Source organism: Alphaproteobacteria bacterium (assembly GCA_030740435.1).
Taxonomy (GTDB): domain Bacteria; phylum Pseudomonadota; class Alphaproteobacteria; order UBA2966; family UBA2966.
The window spans coordinates 1-15,171 of sequence record JASLXG010000050.1; the positions used below are offsets into that span (position 1 = coordinate 1).

Consider the following 15,171-nt stretch of genomic DNA (forward strand, 5'->3'; position numbering starts at 1 on the left):
ACCAGGGTCCGTAGGGGACTTCCACCCCCAAGTCGTCGCCGGGCCACCACAGCCCGGCAAATGGTGCTTTCGCACCGTGCGCCATGCCTGGCACACCGCCCCCGCGCAGGCAGCGGACCGCAGGTCCGCCGCCGTGAGCGACAAAACGCGCCGTGAGCGACAAAAGACGGGACCGCGACGGCCGTCGCTGCACCGGTCCGCTGTGGCCTGCCTAAGCAGGTGGGCGCCGTATGTCCGAAACCAGGGCTCCGGCAGTGACAGCTCCCGAGCGATCGGTATTGGCCCCAGGGATACGGCAGCCAACGCGCCGCGCAGAGCCCGTCTCAAGTAGATAAGTTAGGCACTCTGGAGGCGTTGGGCAACCTCGTCGATGCGTTTGGCCAGCGCCCCCATGTCGCCGGCCGCCTGTTCGCCGGCTTTGCCAAGCGCCTGCTTTCCGGCCTCGCCCGCGGCCTCGACCTCGCCTTGCAGGGTTTTGACCTGGTTCACGGCATCGAAAAGCTCGTCGGCCAGCAGCAGCCCGGCCATCAGGATCAGCCGCGCCTCGCCGACCTGGCCCAGCGATTCGGCCAGTTCCTTGACCTGGCCGTTGAGATATTCGGCGAGTTCCTCGAGATGCGCCTCCTCGCCGTCCTCGCAGGCCACCACGTAGGTTCGGCCGTTGACGGTAACTTCGACCTGAGCCATCTCTCCGCCTTCCCTCAGCCCTCTATCATGGTGCGAATCTGCTCGATGGTGGTGTCGAGCCGGCCGCCCACGGCATCGGCCACTTCTTCCAGCGCCGCATGGTCGGCCCGGGCATCGATGAGATCGCCGTTGAGGCGCCGGTTCTCGGCCCTCAGCGCCTCGAATTCGGCTCGCAAATCCGCCAGATCCTGCTCCAGCGCCGCCACCTGAGCGTCGCTGCCCTCCTTTTCGCCCTCGAGCCGGGCCGCCAATGCCGTCTCCAGCCTGACGACAGCGTCTTGCAAACCGGCCCGGTCGGCGGCATATCCCTTCTTCTCCTCAGCCATCACCCACACGCCGCCCCGGCGGCACCCCTCAGTTGTTCGGCCTCAGACAACAACTTGATAAATCACTTTAACAAAAGGAGAAAATCGTTGAATTTCAATATGTTGTACAACTTCGTTTGACTACAGCATAGGCTTTGCAAGGGGGCTGCGTCAAGCGCCGACGCGAGGGCCCAGGCGACGCGATTTGCCTACCAGGAATTTGAACATCGGCCGCAATTCGACGATTTGATTTGCTATGGTTTGGGCCGCTGGGGAGTCGATCCGGGGGAAGCTGGAAAAAATGCCTGCCTCTAGCGCCGCAAAACCCGCTGTCCGCACGGCGGCAATCCCGTTTTCAGTCCTGGGAGCCTTGTGGTTTCTGTGCCTCGGCCTGGCCGGGCCAGCTGCGCTCGCCCAGCAGGGCCCCGCGCTGCCCTTCGTCGACGCCCACGTCCACATGAACAGGTCGGCGGCGTTGCTGCAATTGATGGATCAGGCAGGGCTGGAAAAAGCCGTGGTGTTCTGGGGACGCCAGAGCGACAACCGGGCCTTGGCGGCGGCGGCCGAGGCCCATCCCGGGCGCCTCATCCCCTTCGTCTCGATCTCGCCCGAACGGCGGCGCTACCGCGATTTCTGGGAAAAGGACGATCCCGGACTGCTGGCTGAACTCGAGACCTCCCTGAAAACCGGCGTGTTCAAGGGCATTGGCGAGATTTCGGTCGTCCACTTTCCCTCGGGCGGCTTTCCCGAGGCCGATTTCGATCCCCTCGGCGCCCTGATGAGGGGCATCATGGGCCTGGCCGAGCGCTACCGGGTGCCGGTCAACGTGCACTGCGAGATCACGCGCTTGGGCGAATTCAAGGGCCTGCTCGACTCGTTTCCGGCCGTGCCGGTGATCTGGGCGCACGGCGGTTACACGCCCTATTTCCTGGCCCGCAGAATGATCGAAGCGCACCCCAACCTGACCTACGAGCTCAGCGCGCGCAGCTATCTCAACCATCCGCGCTCGCCCGACTACACCATTTTCCAGAACGCCCGGGAGGTCTGGCCGCGCTGGCTGGAGCTCATCGAGGCCCATCCCCGGCGCTTCATCGTCGGCACCGACGGCAGCCAGCGCCGGCTCTCGTCGGACCAAATCAAGATCGATCGGGTGCGGCTTTTGCTGTCGCAATTGACGCCCCCGACCCGGGCGCTGGTGGCGGCGGGCAACATAATGCGGCTGATCGGGAATTAGTCCGCCGGCAGGGCCTTGAGGTATTTCGCCGCCGCCTCGGCCTCCTTCGTTCCCGCCGCCTGATCGAGCAGGAACTGCCAGTCCTGGCGGGCCCCGGCCGTATCTCCGGCAAGCTGGCGCAAGATGCCGCGTTCCAGGCGGGCGCCGGGGTGGCCGGGCAGGATATCCAGGGCCCGCTGGGCCGCCGCCAGAGCCTCTGGCCTGCGCTCCAGGCGGTGCAGTGCGCTGGCCCGGTAGGCGTGGGCCTCGACGTGGTCGGCCTCGTGCGCCAGGGCCAGGTCGAGATCGGCCAGCGCCGTGCCGAAGTCCTCCAGCGCCGCCGCCACCACGGCCCGGTCGACCAGCATGTCGGGATCCTCGGGCGCCAGCGCCAGGGCCTGGTTCAGCGCCCGCCGGGCGCGCTTGGCCTGACCCGCCAGCAGCCAGGCGTTGCCGGCCTGGGCCAGCACGTTGGCCAGCGCCATGGACTGGTTCTTGTCGGGTTCCACCCCGGCCTCGCGGCGCATCGCCTCGGCCACGTTCTCGAGCTCGCGCCCGGCGTCGACCGGCCGGCCAAGGGCTACCAGGGCCAGCGCCAAACAGTGTCGCGCCGCCGTGCCACCGCCGCGGCCATGCCAATCCTGGGCCCGTTTCAAGGCCGCCTCGGGCGCGCTTTCGACCAGCGCCACGCACGTCAGGTAGCGTATCTCGGGACTGTCGTGTTCATCCGCCAGGGCCGCCGGCAACGCGAGGAGGCAGATCGCCGCCAGCAAGCCCGTCCCCAGACGGACCGCTTGTCGCCCCTTTGCCATCGCGACTAGAGTCGGACGAGATGGGCCGCCGCGCAAGCCCTAACCCGGATTTCTCATGAGCAACCGATTGTTCTGTTTTGGCCTGGGTTACACCGGCACTGCCCTGGCCGCCGCCCTGGTCCAGGAGGGCTGGGCCGTGGCCGGCAGCTGCCGCGAGCCCGAAGCGCGGGAGAGGCTTCTGGCCCGGGGTTTCGAGGTGGCGCTCTTCGACCGCCAGACGCCGCTGGCTGCGGCCCGGCTCGAGGGCAGCACGCACATCCTGGTCAGCGTGCCGCCGGACGAGGCCGGCGATGCCGTCTGCGACGATTGGGGCGAGGCCATTGCCGGGCTCGAGGGGCTGGCGTGGCTGGGCTATCTATCGACCACCGGGGTCTACGGCGACCGCCGCGGCGGCTGGGTCGACGAGGGCTCGCGGCGCCGGCCCACGAGCCCCCGCAGCCAGTGGCGGCGCGACGCCGAGGACGCCTGGCTCGGGCTCTGGCGCCGTCGCGGCCTGCCGCTCCATATCTTTCGCCTGGCCGGCATCTACGGCCCCGGCCGCGGCCCGCTCGAGGGCGCCGCCGGGGCCCGGCGCATCGACAAGCCGGGCCAGGTTTTCTCGCGCATCCACCTCGACGACATCGTGGCCGTGCTGCGGGCCTCGATGGCCCGGCCCCGGCCCGGCCGGATCTACAACGTCTGCGACGACGAGGCGGCGCCGCCCCAGGACGTGGTGGCATATGCCTGCGAATTGCTGGGCTTGCCGGTACCGCCGCTGCTGCCCTATGCCCAGGCCGAACTGAGCCCGCTGGCGCGCTCCTTCTACGCCAACAACAAGCGCGTGCGCAACGATCGCATCAAGCAGGAACTGGGGGTGGAACTCAAATACCCCAATTATCGCGCCGGCCTCAGGGCGATCCTGGCCAGCCGCCGGCAAGCGATCTAGAAAACCAAAAGGGCCCCATTAACCTTCACGCTTCCCGCCCCTTAACAAACCTTAATTAAGGGGACGCGGACGTTTTGTTAAGGCTATTTTCTAGCCGCACAAGTCCTCGACGGTGGCGCAAAGCCGGGCGATGTCGGCGGCTTGCGACAGGCGATGGTCGCCCTGTTTGACCAGCGTGAGCACGACGTCGTCGGCCGTCAGTGCCGCGGCGATCCTGAGCGCGTGGCGCCAGGGCACATCGGGGTCCTGCATGCCCTGAAGCAAGCGCACCGGGCAGGAGATCTCGATGGGACGGTCCAGGATCAACTGCTGGCGGCCCTCCTCGATCAGCTTCATGGCGATGGTATAGGGCCCGTCGCCGTAGTCGCTGGGCGCATGGTAGACGCCGTCGCGCTCCAGCGTGGCCCGCACGTCAGCATCGAATTCGGCCCACATCATCTCCGTGGCGTCCGGCGCGGCGGCGATGCCGACCAGGCCGGCGAGGCGGGTTGGCCGGTCCAGCGCCGCCAGCAGCGCCACCCAGCCGCCCATGCTCGAGCCCACCAGCACCTGCGGGCCGGTGCACAGTTCGTCGAGCACGGCCACGGCGTCGCGCCGCCAGCGCCCCACCGTGGCCTCGGCCATGTCGCCCGACGACTGGCCGTGGGCGAAAGGGTCGAAGCGCAGGAAGGCGCGGCCGGCGCGCCAGCAATGGTCCTCCAGCGCCAAGGCCTTGGTGCCTTCCATGTCGGACATGAAGCCGCCCAGGAAAACCACGCCGGGCGACTTGCCCGCGAGGCGATGATAGGCGATGGTGGCTCCGTCCGGACGATCAAGCAGGTCCGGCCGGGCCGACGTCATTTTTGGATTGTTCATGACCTCATCTCAGCGCCAGGCCGGCGGGGCGTCAAGCCTGACGGCTATCGAAGGCGGCGCCGCCGCGGGCGCGGCGCCGGCACCGGTGGTGCTGCAGGTGCTGCCGGCCCTGGAGCAGGGCGGCGTCGAGCGCGGCACCGTCGACATGGCGGCGGCGCTGGTGCGCGCCGGCTGGACCGCTATCGTGGCCTCGGCCGGCGGTCCCATGGTGCACGAGGTCGAACGCGCCGGCGCCCGCCACGTGACCATGCGGCTCGACGCCAAGACGCCGCTGGCGCTGCACGAGAACGCCGGCCTGCTGACGGCGCTCATTTACGACCACAACGTCGACATCATCCACGCCCGCAGCCGCGCCCCGGCCTGGAGCGCGCTGCTGGCGGCACGGCGCAGCCGGGCCCACCTGGTGACCACCTTTCACGGTACCTACGGCACCAGCAATGCCATCAAACGCTTCTACAATTCGGTCATGACCAAGGGCCAGCGCGTCATCGCCATCTCCGACTTCATCGCCGAGCATGTGCGCCAAACCTACGGCGTCGAGGACCAGCGCCTGGTCACCATCCCGCGCGGCATCGACACCCACATCTTCAATCCGGCCGGGGTCAGCGCCGAGCGCATCATCCAACTGGCCAAGGCCTGGCGCCTGACCGATGGTCTCACCGACGGCCTGCCGGTGGTCATGCTGCCCGGCCGGCTGACGCGCTGGAAGGGCCAGGCGGTGCTGATCGAGGCCCTGGCCAAGCTGGGCCGGCGCGACCTGCGCGGCGTGCTGGTGGGCGGCGACCAGGGCCGCCAGCGCTACCGCCACGAGCTCGAGCAACTGGTTTCGGCCCGCGATCTCGGCGACGTCGTGCGCATCGTCGACCACTGCCGCGACATGGCCGCGGCCTACATGCTGGCCGATGTCGTGGTCTCGGCCTCGACCGACCCCGAGGCCTTCGGCCGGGTCTCCGTCGAGGCCCAGGCCATGGGCCGGCCGGTGGTCGTCACCGACCATGGCGCGACGCGCGAAACCATGCTGCCGGGCCGCACCGGCTGGCAGGTGCCGCCCGATGACCCCGCCGCCCTGGCGGCGGCGCTCGACCAGGCTTTGGCGCTGGACGAGGCCCAGCGGCGCCAGATGGCCGAGACGGCGCGAGCCCACGTGGTGGAAAACTTCGGCGTCGAGCTGATGCAGAGCCGCACCATGGCGCTTTACCAGGACGTGCTGCAAAGCCGGCTCAAGGGAGTGGCGTGACAGACGAGCGTCCGATCCTGGTCATCAAGCTGGCCGCGCTGGGTGACTTCGCCCAGGCCATCGGCCCCTTCAAGGCCATCCGGGCGCACCACCTGGGGGCGCCGCTGGTGTTGCTGACCACGGCACCCTACGTCGAGCTGGCCCGGGCTTCGGGGTATTTCGACGAGATCTGGAGCGACAGCCGGCCGGGACTCTTGCAGCTCGGCGCCTGGCTGGCCTTGCGCCGCCGCCTCAACGCCGCCGGCTTCGCCCGGGTCTACGACCTCCAGACCTCGGACCGAACCGGCTTCTATTTCCGCCTGATGAAGCCCCAGCCAGAATGGTCGGGCATCGCCAGGGGCTGCTCGCACCCTCACGCCAACCCCGACCGCGACCACATGCACACCATCGAGCGCCAGGCCGAACAGCTCCGCCTGGCCGGCATCGAGCACATCCCGCCGGCCGATCTCGATTGGCTGGGAGCCGACACGGAACGCTTCGCCATCAGCGGCCCCTACGCCATCCTTCTGCCCGGCGGCTCGGCCCACCGCCCGGCCAAGCGCTGGCCGGCCGAGCGCTACGCCGCTTTGGCCGGGCGGCTGGCCGCCGGCGGCCTGCAGCCGTTAGTCCTGGGCGGTGGCGACGAGATCGAACTGACGGCCCGGGTGGCCGGCGAAGCGGGGCTCGATTTGGGCGGCCGCACCGATCTTTTCGATCTGGTGGCGCTCTGCCGTGGTGCCGAATTGGTGATCGGCAACGACAGCGGCCCCCTGCATCTCGCCGCTATCACCGGCCGCCCCACGGTGGTGCTCTTTTCGGCCGCCTCCGAGCCGGCGCTCTGCGCCCCGCGCGGCCAGGCGGTGAGTATCGTGCGGCGCCCCAACCTCCGTGATCTCGGGGTCGAAGAGGTTCTGGCCGCCACCGGCCTGAACTGAGGCTCAAGTCTCGCAGATGTCGCGCAGCGCCTGCCAGTCGGCCCGCGGCATGGCCTGGCCGCGGCCCAGAATGCCGCCACGGGCCTCGCCCTTGGCCACGAAACGGGCGCGTTCCTCGAGTGGCGGGTGGGTGGACAAGTAGCTCAGCGCACTGCCGGCCGGGGCCGAGCCGTGCTCCGCTTTCAGGCGCTGGAAGAATTCGGCCAGGCCCTGGCGGCTGATGCCGGCGCCTTCGAGGATGCGCCGCGCCGTCCGGTCGGCGGCTCGTTCGTGCTCGCGGGTGTGGGCGAATTCCAAGAGCAGCGCGGCGCCGCCGACGGCGGCGTCGCCGAGGCCGGGAGCGCTGGTGGCACCCAGGCTGAGGGCGTCTAGCACCATCAGGTAGCCCCGCCGCCGGATCAGGCTCTGCAGGGGATGGCGCGCCATGACGTGGCCCATCTCGTGGGCCAGCACGCCGGCCACCTCGTCGGCTGAGGCGGCTTTGTCGATGAGGCCGCGCAAGAACACGATGTGGCCGCCCGGCAGCGCGAAGACGTTGACCATTTCGTGGTCCAGCACGTGCACCTGGAAGGGCTTGCGGCCGTCGGCTGCCGCCACCAGGCGGGCCAGCAGTGCCTCGAGGGCCAGCCTGCCGGCGGCTTGTTGGCAGCTCGGGCCCAGTACCTCGAGTTGGGCCAGCGTCTGCTCGCCCAGCGCCTGGCTCCAGGCCGGCGGCAGCGCCCGGGCCAGGGGCCCGGCGAAGCTGGGCAACAGCGCCAGGCCGGCGGCCAGGGCGACCACGGCGGCCACGGCGACCAGCACCAGGCGCCGCGGCACCCGGCCGCGGCCGGCGACCGGCAGCTTGGCGTGGCGTTCGAGGCTTTCCAGCAAGGCCGGGTCGTCGAAGCTGAGCCGGGCATCGGGCGCGGCTGTGCTGCCCAAACGCACGCCGCCCCGGGCGCCGCGGCGCTCGACCAGGCGAAGGTCGGTCAGCGGCCAAAGCGTGGTGCGACCGCTTTCCCGGTCCTTGATGGCCAGCGACGAGGCGGCGAGGGCGATGTCGACCTCGCGGGCCTTGGCCGAGGCTCCGTCGAAAAAACGCCCGCTGGTCAACCCGCGATCACCCTATACGGCGCCCACGTCGAAGGCATCGGCCAGGCCCTCGCCGATCTCGGGCCGTTCGGCCGCGGACTGGGCGATGGCTTCGAAGTCGATGCCGGCAGGCAGGCCGATGTGCTCGGTGATCAGTCTAACGGCGCGCAACTGGGTGATGGGTTGGCCCAGCCCCAGCGTGACCACGACCAGCAGCAGGTTGAGGAGCAGGAATCCTATCAGGCGGCCGGGGGCGATGGTGAACTCAAAGCCCTGGCCTTCATAGCGCGTGTGCCGCGCGAGATGCTCGAACGCTGCCGCCTTGTACCAGGCGTAGGAGAACCCGAGCGTCGGCAGGAACAGCAGCCAAGAGATGATAAAGGGCTTGTAGAGTGGCCCCACCGGACCCGCGAAACTGAACGGCCGGTTGCCGAACCAGGTGTTGTTCCAACGAAACGACCAGTGCTTGAGGTGCCAAAAGGGCAGCGCCAGGCCGAGGGTGAGAACGTTGGTAACCACGTAGCCGATGAAGAGCCAAGCGAAACGGAAGCTGGAGCCGGTCTGGGCAAAGCGGATGCCGCGCCAGGTGCTGCGGCTCAAGCGATAGCGCCGCGCCCGGTAGAGGGCGATGCCGATGAGGTAGAGGATGAGGAAATTGAAAACCAACGGCACTAAGGCGGCAAGCTCCGGTTGCTCCACCGTCAGCCATTGACTGAGCAACCCGAAGACGATGGAAAGCGGCAGCAGGATGGCGAAAAAGACAATCAAGAACCCGACGAAAAGCTCGCCGCCGGTGCCGGTATATTCGGCCGCGTCGCCCTGGTACTCGGTATGGCTCCAGAGGTAGCGCCGGATACGGGTGCGGCCCCAGAAGCGCCAGATGCCCAAGGTCACCACGGTCAGCAAGAAGTTGATGATGATGATGATCCAGAGCTCGCCGGAACGGCCGACGAACTCAGGCCCCGCCGTCGCCACTGTCGCTGCTGCCGTCTGCGTTCCGTCGCGGCCACCGAAGGCCTGCGTGCGAATATCCGACATGGCTCGATAGTACACCACAACGGCAGCTTTCGGCAACCCGCCCGGCTGGCTTGACAGCACCCCCATAAGCGTTAGGTTTCGCGCTTTCGCAACCCGCGCGGCGGGACCATAGGCGGGAAAGACAAAAATGGTCGCGATCACCCTTCCCGACGGCTCGGTGCGGGACTACGACGAGGCCCCCAGCGGCGGCCAAATCGCCGCCGACATCGGCCCCGGCCTGGCCAAGGCGGCGCTGGCCGTGCGCGTCGACGGCACGCTTTGGGATCTCGGCCGGCCCATCGAAGCCGATGCCGCCATCGCCATCGTCACGGCCAAGGACGACGACGAGACGGTGCTGGGCCTCTTGCGCCATTCCGCCGCCCATGCCCTGGCCCAGGCGGCCAAGGAGCTTTATGCCGAGGTCCAGGTGACCATCGGCCCCAACGTCGAAGACGGCTTCTATTACGATTTTTCGCGCCCCGAGCCCTTTACGCCCGAGGACCTGGAAAAGCTCGAGGCGCGCATGCACGAGATCGTCGGCCGCGACCAGGAAATCGGGCGCGAGGTCTGGCAGCGCGACGAGGCCATCAATTGGTTTCGGGAACAGGGCGAGAGCTACAAGGCCGAGATCATCGCCGACCTGCCCGAGCACGAAACCATCACGGTCTACCGCCAGGGCGGTTTCGTCGATCTCTGTCGCGGCCCGCACCTGCCGTCGACGGGCAAGCTGGGCCGGGCCTTCAAGCTGATGAAGCTGGCCGGCGCCTATTGGCGGGGTGATTCGCGAAACGAGATGCTGCAGCGCGTCTACGGCACGGCCTGGCGCACGGAAAAGGAGCTCAAGGCCTACCTCACCCGCCTCGAGGAGGCGGAGAAGCGCGACCACCGGAAGCTCGGCCGCGAGCTCAACCTCTTTCATTTCCAGGAAGAGGCGGCCGGCATGGCCTTTTGGCACCCCAAGGGCTGGACGCTGTGGCGCGCGGTGGAAAGCTATATGCGCAACCGCCTGCAAGGCGCGGGATACGTCGAGGTCAAGACGCCGCAACTCGTCGATCGCTCGTTGTGGGAAGCCTCGGGGCACTGGGAGAAGTTCCGCGAACACATGTACACCTCGGAATTCGAGGATCGGGTCTATGCCCTGAAGCCCATGAATTGCCCCTGCCACGTGCAGATCTTCCGCCAGGGCCTGAAGAGCTACCGCGACCTGCCGTTGCGCATGGCCGAGTTCGGCTCTTGCCACCGTTACGAGCCCTCGGGCGCGCTGCACGGTTTGATGCGGGTGCGCAACTTCGTCCAGGACGATGCCCACATCTTCTGCACCGAGGACCAGATCGTCTCGGAAACCGAACAGTTCTGCGCCCTGGTGCTGTCGATCTACCGCGACTTCGGATTCGAAGACGTGGGCGTCAAGCTGGCCGACCGGCCGCCGGTGCGGGCCGGCTCGGACGCCATCTGGGACAAGGCTGAAAAGGCCCTGGGCGATGCCGTCGCGGCAGTGGGCCAGGATTACCAGCTCAATCCCGGCGACGGCGCCTTCTACGGCCCCAAGCTCGACTTCTACCTGACCGACAGCATCGGCCGCGAATGGCAGTGCGGCACCCTGCAGGTCGATTTCGTGCTGCCCGAACGCCTGGGCGCCGAATACGTGGGCGTCGACAGCGCCCGCCATCGGCCGGTCATGCTGCACCGTGCCATCCTGGGTTCGCTGGAGCGCTTCATCGGCATTTTGATCGAGGAGCACGAGGGCAAGTTCCCGCTTTGGCTGGCCCCGGTGCAGGTGGTGGTGACGACGATCACCAGCGAGGGCGACGACTATGCCCGCACCGTGGCGGCGCGCCTGGAACAAGCCGGCCTCAGGGTCGAGCTAGATCTGAGCAACGAAAAGATCAATTACAAGGTGCGCCAGCATTCACTGGCCAAGGTGCCGGCCATCATCGCCATCGGCAAACGCGAGGCGGCCGAGGGCAGCGTGGCGCTGCGCCGCCTTGGTGACAAGGGCCAACAAAGTCTTGAACTCGAAGAAGCGCTAGCTAAACTTAAGTCCGAGGCCCGGATGCCCGGGGCTTGAGAACAGCAACCGCTGAGCTACGTCAACAACAAGGAGTACGATAGATCGCAAGAAGACCGATGATGGCGCCGCCGACCCGCGAGGGTCCGCGCGTCAACGAGATGATCGACGATGCCGAGGTCAGGCTGGTCGATCAGGAAGGCAACATGGTGGGCGTCGTGTCCGTCGATAACGCACGGGAGACCGCCGCCGAGGCGGGTCTCGATCTGGTGGAGATGGCGCCCGGCGCCGAACCGCCGGTCTGCAAGATCCTCGATTACGGCAAATTCAAATACCAGGCCCAGAAAAAGGCCAACGTCGCCCGCAAGAAACAGAAAACCACCGAACTCAAAGAAATCAAGATGCGTCCCGGCATCGACACCCATGACTACGACGTCAAGATGCGCTCGATCACGAAGTTCATCGGCAACGGCGACAAGGTCAAGGTGACGCTGCGCTTTCGCGGCCGCGAGATGGTGCACCTCGATCTCGGCATGAAGGTGCTCGACCGGGTGCGAGACGAGGTGGTGGAAATCGCCAAGGTGGAACAGTTCCCGGTGATGGAAGGCCGCCTGATGACCATGGTCATCGCGCCCAAGTAGGCGGCGCCACGGGCGGCACCAGCGGCGCATTTTCGCAGGGACCGCAGGAGCGGGTGCCGGCCGGGCGCTCAGCGCCGGCCGAAACCCGCCCAGTAGACGAAGCCGAGGGCGGCCAGGACCGCCGCCGGCCACAGCACCAGAGCTCGCCCGACCAGGTGAAGGCGTTGACCAGGGCCAGGCCGGCCATCAGCACCGCGCCACGGGCGAAGAGCAAGGCGAATCCGCCGGCGATCCACAGCGGCAGGGCGGCAATGGCCAGCAGCGTGGCCAGGGCCAGGCCCGGCCAGTGGGCCCAGAAGGGCTCTCCGGTGCCGACGTCGAGTACCAGCAGCACCAGCCACAGCGCACCCGAAAGCCGGGCCAGGCGGAAGATGCGCGGGCGTTTGCGCTCCGCCCTGTCGGTGGGGGCTTGTGGCCCCACCTTTATCGCCATCTTTTCGGCCACTTTCCTGGCCACCTTGGCGGCCGGCGACGGGGGCTCGGCCAGCACCCGGAAGGCCCGCACCGGCTCGGCGATATTCTTGAAGTCTTGTTGGCCCAGGTCCTCGAAGTCGAGCTCGAGCTTGCCCGCCACCTCGTCTCGCACCTTGGCCGAGACGCAGATGCCGCCGGCCTCGGCCAGGCCCTCGAGGCGGGCCGCGACGTTGACGCCGTCGCCGTAGAGGTCGTCGCGGTCGACGATGACGTCGCCCAGATTTATGCCGATGCGATAGCTCAGCCGCCGATCTTTGGCCACCCCGGCGTTGCGTTCGGCCAGCCCACGCTGGATCGTCACGGCGCATTGGACGGCCACCACGACACTGGCGAACTCGGCCAGCACGGCATCGCCGGCGTAGTGGATGACCCGGCCGCTCTGCCCGGCGATGCTCTCGGCGATGAAATCGAGGCTGGCGCTAAGCCGGCGATGGGTGCCTTCCTCGTCGGCACCGGTCAACCGGCTGTAGCCCGCCACGTCGGCATAAAGGACAGCCGCCAGCTTGCGTTCAATGTGTTCGTCAGGCGCCACGCCCCTATATTAGGCGCCACGGGCTTTTTTTAGAAAGGTGCCACGGGCGCATTTCAGGCGGCTTGGCCGAGGGCCGGGATCGCCTCGCCGCGGACGTCGGCCAGCGCCTCGGCCAGGGCGGTGGCCAGCGGCGTGGGACGAAAATCGGGGAGCGTCCGCGCCAGCTTGCCGCCGTCGATGGCGTGGGGGACGCGCCAGAGGTAGGACATCTCCGCCACTTCCCGCAGCTGCGGCACCACCAGGCCGAGGATGCGGACCAGCGGCCAGGGCAGGCTTTTGATTTCCAGCGGCCGCCCGACGACATCGGCGATGGCGGCGACCAACTCGCCGCCGCTCAGGGTATAGCCTGCGAAGCCGAATTCCTCGAAGCTGGCGAACGCCGTTCGCCGCTCGGCCAGGCCGACCATGGCGCGGGCCAAGTCGGGGAGATAGGCCCAGGCGTGAAGGCGGTCGAGCGGCCCGGGGTACATCAGCCGCCCGCGGCCAATTTTGGCTGTGATGTGGCTGTCGAACCAATTGCCGGTTTTTTGCCCTTCGATGAAGTCGCCGGCCCGCAGCACGATGGTCGGCACGCCGGCCCGGGCGCAGGCCTGTTCCATCTGGCAGCGCAGGCGGCCTTTGCGGCTGGTCGGGCGCTGCGGCGTTTGCTCGTCCAGGCGCTCCGGCATGGCGGCGCCATAATTGTAGACATTGCCGGGGATCATCACGGTTGCGCCCGTAGCCCGGGCCGCCGCGATGACGTTGGCGTTAAGGCGCGGCAGATCGGCCTGCCAGCGCGGGTAGGGCGGGTTCAAGGCGTTGACGATGACGTCGCAGCCCCGGGCGGCAGCAGCCACGGTGGCGGCATCGAAGGCGTCGCCCTCGATCACTTCGGCGCCGTCAAGATCAAGCCCGGCGCGGCTCAATGTTCGAACCCGCCAGCCGGTGGCCAAAAAAGCGCCTGTGGCGCTGCGCCCCATGCGTCCCTTTGCTCCCAGAACGACGACTTGACCCGGCATGGCGATCTCCTTGCGGCTTGATGTGACTTGACGAGGCAAACATAATCATTCGATATTGGATTGCCATTCGATGTTTTCATCGGGTAGCCATTCAATTTTGTATGGACGTTTCAAGCCATGACATTTGACTGGTCACATCTGCAAACCTTTGTCGCGGTGGCCGAGGAAGGCTCGTTGTCGGCGGCGGCGCGGGCTCTGGGCGGCAGCCAGCCGACCATGGGCCGGCACATCGCGGCCCTGCAAGATGCGCTTGGTGTGCGCCTGTTCGAGCGCCGGACCGGCGGCCTGGAACTGACGCCGACGGGTCTCGAGCTGTTGCACCATGCCCGCGGCATGGCCGGCGCCGCCCAGCGGCTGGCGCTATCGGCTGCCGGCCGCGAGGAATCCCTGGCCGGCAGCATCCGTATTACCGCCAGCGACATCGTCGCCACCTATGTGCTGCCCCCTATCCTGACGGCGCTGCACCTGGCCGAACCCGAGATCGAGATCGAACTGGTGGCTTCGGACCGCACCGAGAACCTGCTGTTGCGCGAAGCCGACATTGCCGTGCGCATGTACCGCCCGACCCAGGCCGACGTATTTCGCAAAAAGGTGGCCGAGATGCAGATTGGCATGTTTGCTGCGCCCGGCTACCTCAAACGCCGCGGCACCCCTCGCCAGCTTGAGGATTTCCTGCAACACGACGTCATCGGCTACGACCGCAACGAGCAGGTGATCGAGGGCCTGCGGGCCGTCGGGCTGGAGGTCGAGCGGGATTTCTTTTCCTTTCGCTGCGACAACCAGGTGGTCTGCTGGAAGATGGTTGTGGCCGGTTTCGGCATCGGCTTCAACCAGCTCTCCGTCGGTCTGGCCGAGCCGGCCGTGCAACAGATCGAGGTCGACGTTCCGCTGCCCCGGCTGCCGCTCTGGCTGACGACCCACAACGAGCTCAAGACCAGTTTGCGCGTGCGTCGGGTTTTCGATTTTTTGGCCGAGCATCTGGCTAAGGCAACAGCGCGGAAAAACCCATGACAACTCTGCGCCCGCCCAGGTTCGACGAACTGCCGCTGCTCAGCGAACTATGCCTGCGTTCCAAGGCGAGCTGGGGCTACGACGCGGCGTTCATGGCGGCCTGCCGAGCCGAGCTCATGCTTGGTCCCGAGGAGCTCCGCACCACGCACCTGCAAGTGGCCGAGGAATCGCCGAGGAAATCGAGGGCATCGGCTTGCAAGGCCAGGGAGCCGGACCAGAACCCGCTCAGGCCCTCGACGGCGAACATGGCAAGGTTGATGGCCAGTACGCCGAGCAGCACCCGCCGCGTCGCCGCAAGCTCGGCCGTCCGGGTTTTGCAACCGCCGCTCATAGCACCTGGTCCTCGGGTTCCAGCACGTGGCTCACCATGTCGCGCATGACGGCGCGCACATGGTCGTCGGCGGCCTGGTAGAAGACCTGCTTGCCGCGGCGTTGGGCCTTGAGCAGGCGGCCGGCCCGCAACAGCCGCAG

General features: G+C 67.7%; 15 protein-coding genes and 1 pseudogene. 7 read left to right on the forward strand and 9 right to left on the reverse strand.

The window, feature by feature from the left end:
* Positions 1-336 precede the first annotated feature (336 nt).
* Entirely contained in the window at positions 337-687 is a 351-nt protein-coding gene (locus tag QGG75_06025; GenBank protein ID MDP6066801.1) for a cell division protein ZapA, read from the reverse strand.
* 14 nt (positions 688-701) lie between these two features.
* Complete coding sequence (locus QGG75_06030; GenBank protein ID MDP6066802.1) at positions 702-1,013, reverse strand: DUF4164 family protein; 312 nt, start codon at positions 1,011-1,013, stop codon at positions 702-704.
* Between the two features lie 349 nt (positions 1,014-1,362).
* Between QGG75_06030 and QGG75_06035 the strand changes: the two genes are divergently transcribed.
* On the forward strand, positions 1,363-2,226 hold the full coding sequence (locus QGG75_06035) for a TatD family hydrolase (GenBank protein ID MDP6066803.1): 864 nt from the start codon (positions 1,363-1,365) through the stop codon (positions 2,224-2,226).
* Here QGG75_06035 and QGG75_06040 read toward each other — a convergent pair.
* Positions 2,223-2,978, reverse strand: a complete 756-nt coding sequence (locus QGG75_06040; GenBank protein MDP6066804.1) for a hypothetical protein — start codon at positions 2,976-2,978, stop codon at positions 2,223-2,225. The genes QGG75_06035 and QGG75_06040 overlap by 4 nt on opposite strands.
* Before the next feature lie 94 nt (positions 2,979-3,072).
* Here QGG75_06040 and QGG75_06045 point away from each other — a divergent pair, with 94 nt between their 5' ends.
* Entirely contained in the window at positions 3,073-3,942 is an 870-nt protein-coding gene (locus QGG75_06045; GenBank protein MDP6066805.1) for an SDR family oxidoreductase, read from the forward strand.
* A gap of 90 nt (positions 3,943-4,032) precedes the next feature.
* On the opposite strand, the gene QGG75_06050 is transcribed toward QGG75_06045, so the two are convergent.
* Positions 4,033-4,797, reverse strand: a complete 765-nt coding sequence (locus tag QGG75_06050) for an alpha/beta hydrolase (protein MDP6066806.1) — start codon at positions 4,795-4,797, stop codon at positions 4,033-4,035.
* On the opposite strand from QGG75_06050, the gene QGG75_06055 reads away from it, so the two are divergent.
* Both QGG75_06055 and QGG75_06060 read left to right on the forward strand, forming a co-directional pair.
* On the forward strand, positions 4,796-6,034 hold the full coding sequence (locus QGG75_06055; protein MDP6066807.1) for a glycosyltransferase family 4 protein: 1,239 nt from the start codon (positions 4,796-4,798) through the stop codon (positions 6,032-6,034). The two genes, QGG75_06050 and QGG75_06055, sit on opposite strands and share 2 nt — an antisense overlap.
* Positions 6,031-6,948, forward strand: a complete 918-nt coding sequence (locus QGG75_06060; protein ID MDP6066808.1) for a glycosyltransferase family 9 protein — start codon at positions 6,031-6,033, stop codon at positions 6,946-6,948. The genes QGG75_06055 and QGG75_06060 overlap by 4 nt, the downstream gene beginning before the upstream one ends.
* A gap of 3 nt (positions 6,949-6,951) precedes the next feature.
* Here the strand turns inward: QGG75_06060 and QGG75_06065 are convergent, their stop codons facing one another.
* Both QGG75_06065 and QGG75_06070 read right to left on the reverse strand, forming a co-directional pair.
* On the reverse strand, positions 6,952-8,040 hold the full coding sequence (locus QGG75_06065) for a M48 family metallopeptidase (protein ID MDP6066809.1): 1,089 nt from the start codon (positions 8,038-8,040) through the stop codon (positions 6,952-6,954).
* A gap of 12 nt (positions 8,041-8,052) precedes the next feature.
* Positions 8,053-9,057, reverse strand: coding sequence for a DUF898 family protein (locus QGG75_06070; protein ID MDP6066810.1), 1,005 nt, complete (start codon positions 9,055-9,057; stop codon positions 8,053-8,055).
* A gap of 127 nt (positions 9,058-9,184) precedes the next feature.
* Between QGG75_06070 and thrS the strand changes: the two genes are divergently transcribed.
* Together thrS and infC are read left to right on the forward strand one after the other, a co-directional pair.
* Entirely contained in the window at positions 9,185-11,104 is a 1,920-nt protein-coding gene (gene thrS, locus QGG75_06075) for a threonine--tRNA ligase (protein ID MDP6066811.1), read from the forward strand.
* A gap of 59 nt (positions 11,105-11,163) precedes the next feature.
* Positions 11,164-11,685 (forward strand): translation initiation factor IF-3, encoded by a 522-nt coding sequence (gene infC, locus QGG75_06080; GenBank protein MDP6066812.1) that lies wholly within the window; start codon positions 11,164-11,166, stop codon positions 11,683-11,685.
* On the opposite strand, the gene QGG75_06085 is transcribed toward infC, so the two are convergent.
* Together QGG75_06085 and QGG75_06090 are read right to left on the reverse strand one after the other, a co-directional pair.
* The gene (locus tag QGG75_06085; GenBank protein ID MDP6066813.1) at positions 11,669-12,691 is read right to left on the reverse strand and encodes an adenylate/guanylate cyclase domain-containing protein; all 1,023 of its coding nucleotides are present in this window, start codon (positions 12,689-12,691) and stop codon (positions 11,669-11,671) included. The genes infC and QGG75_06085 overlap by 17 nt on opposite strands.
* 53 nt (positions 12,692-12,744) lie before the next feature.
* The gene (locus QGG75_06090) at positions 12,745-13,689 is read right to left on the reverse strand and encodes an NAD(P)H-binding protein (protein ID MDP6066814.1); all 945 of its coding nucleotides are present in this window, start codon (positions 13,687-13,689) and stop codon (positions 12,745-12,747) included.
* A 117-nt stretch (positions 13,690-13,806) separates the two neighbouring features.
* Here QGG75_06090 and QGG75_06095 point away from each other — a divergent pair, with 117 nt between their 5' ends.
* The gene (locus tag QGG75_06095) at positions 13,807-14,700 is read left to right on the forward strand and encodes a LysR family transcriptional regulator (GenBank protein ID MDP6066815.1); all 894 of its coding nucleotides are present in this window, start codon (positions 13,807-13,809) and stop codon (positions 14,698-14,700) included.
* Between the two features lie 163 nt (positions 14,701-14,863).
* On the opposite strand, the pseudogene QGG75_06100 reads toward QGG75_06095, so the two are convergent.
* A pseudogene (locus tag QGG75_06100) lies at positions 14,864-15,031 on the reverse strand (cation transporter).
* Positions 15,032-15,171 lie beyond the last annotated feature (140 nt).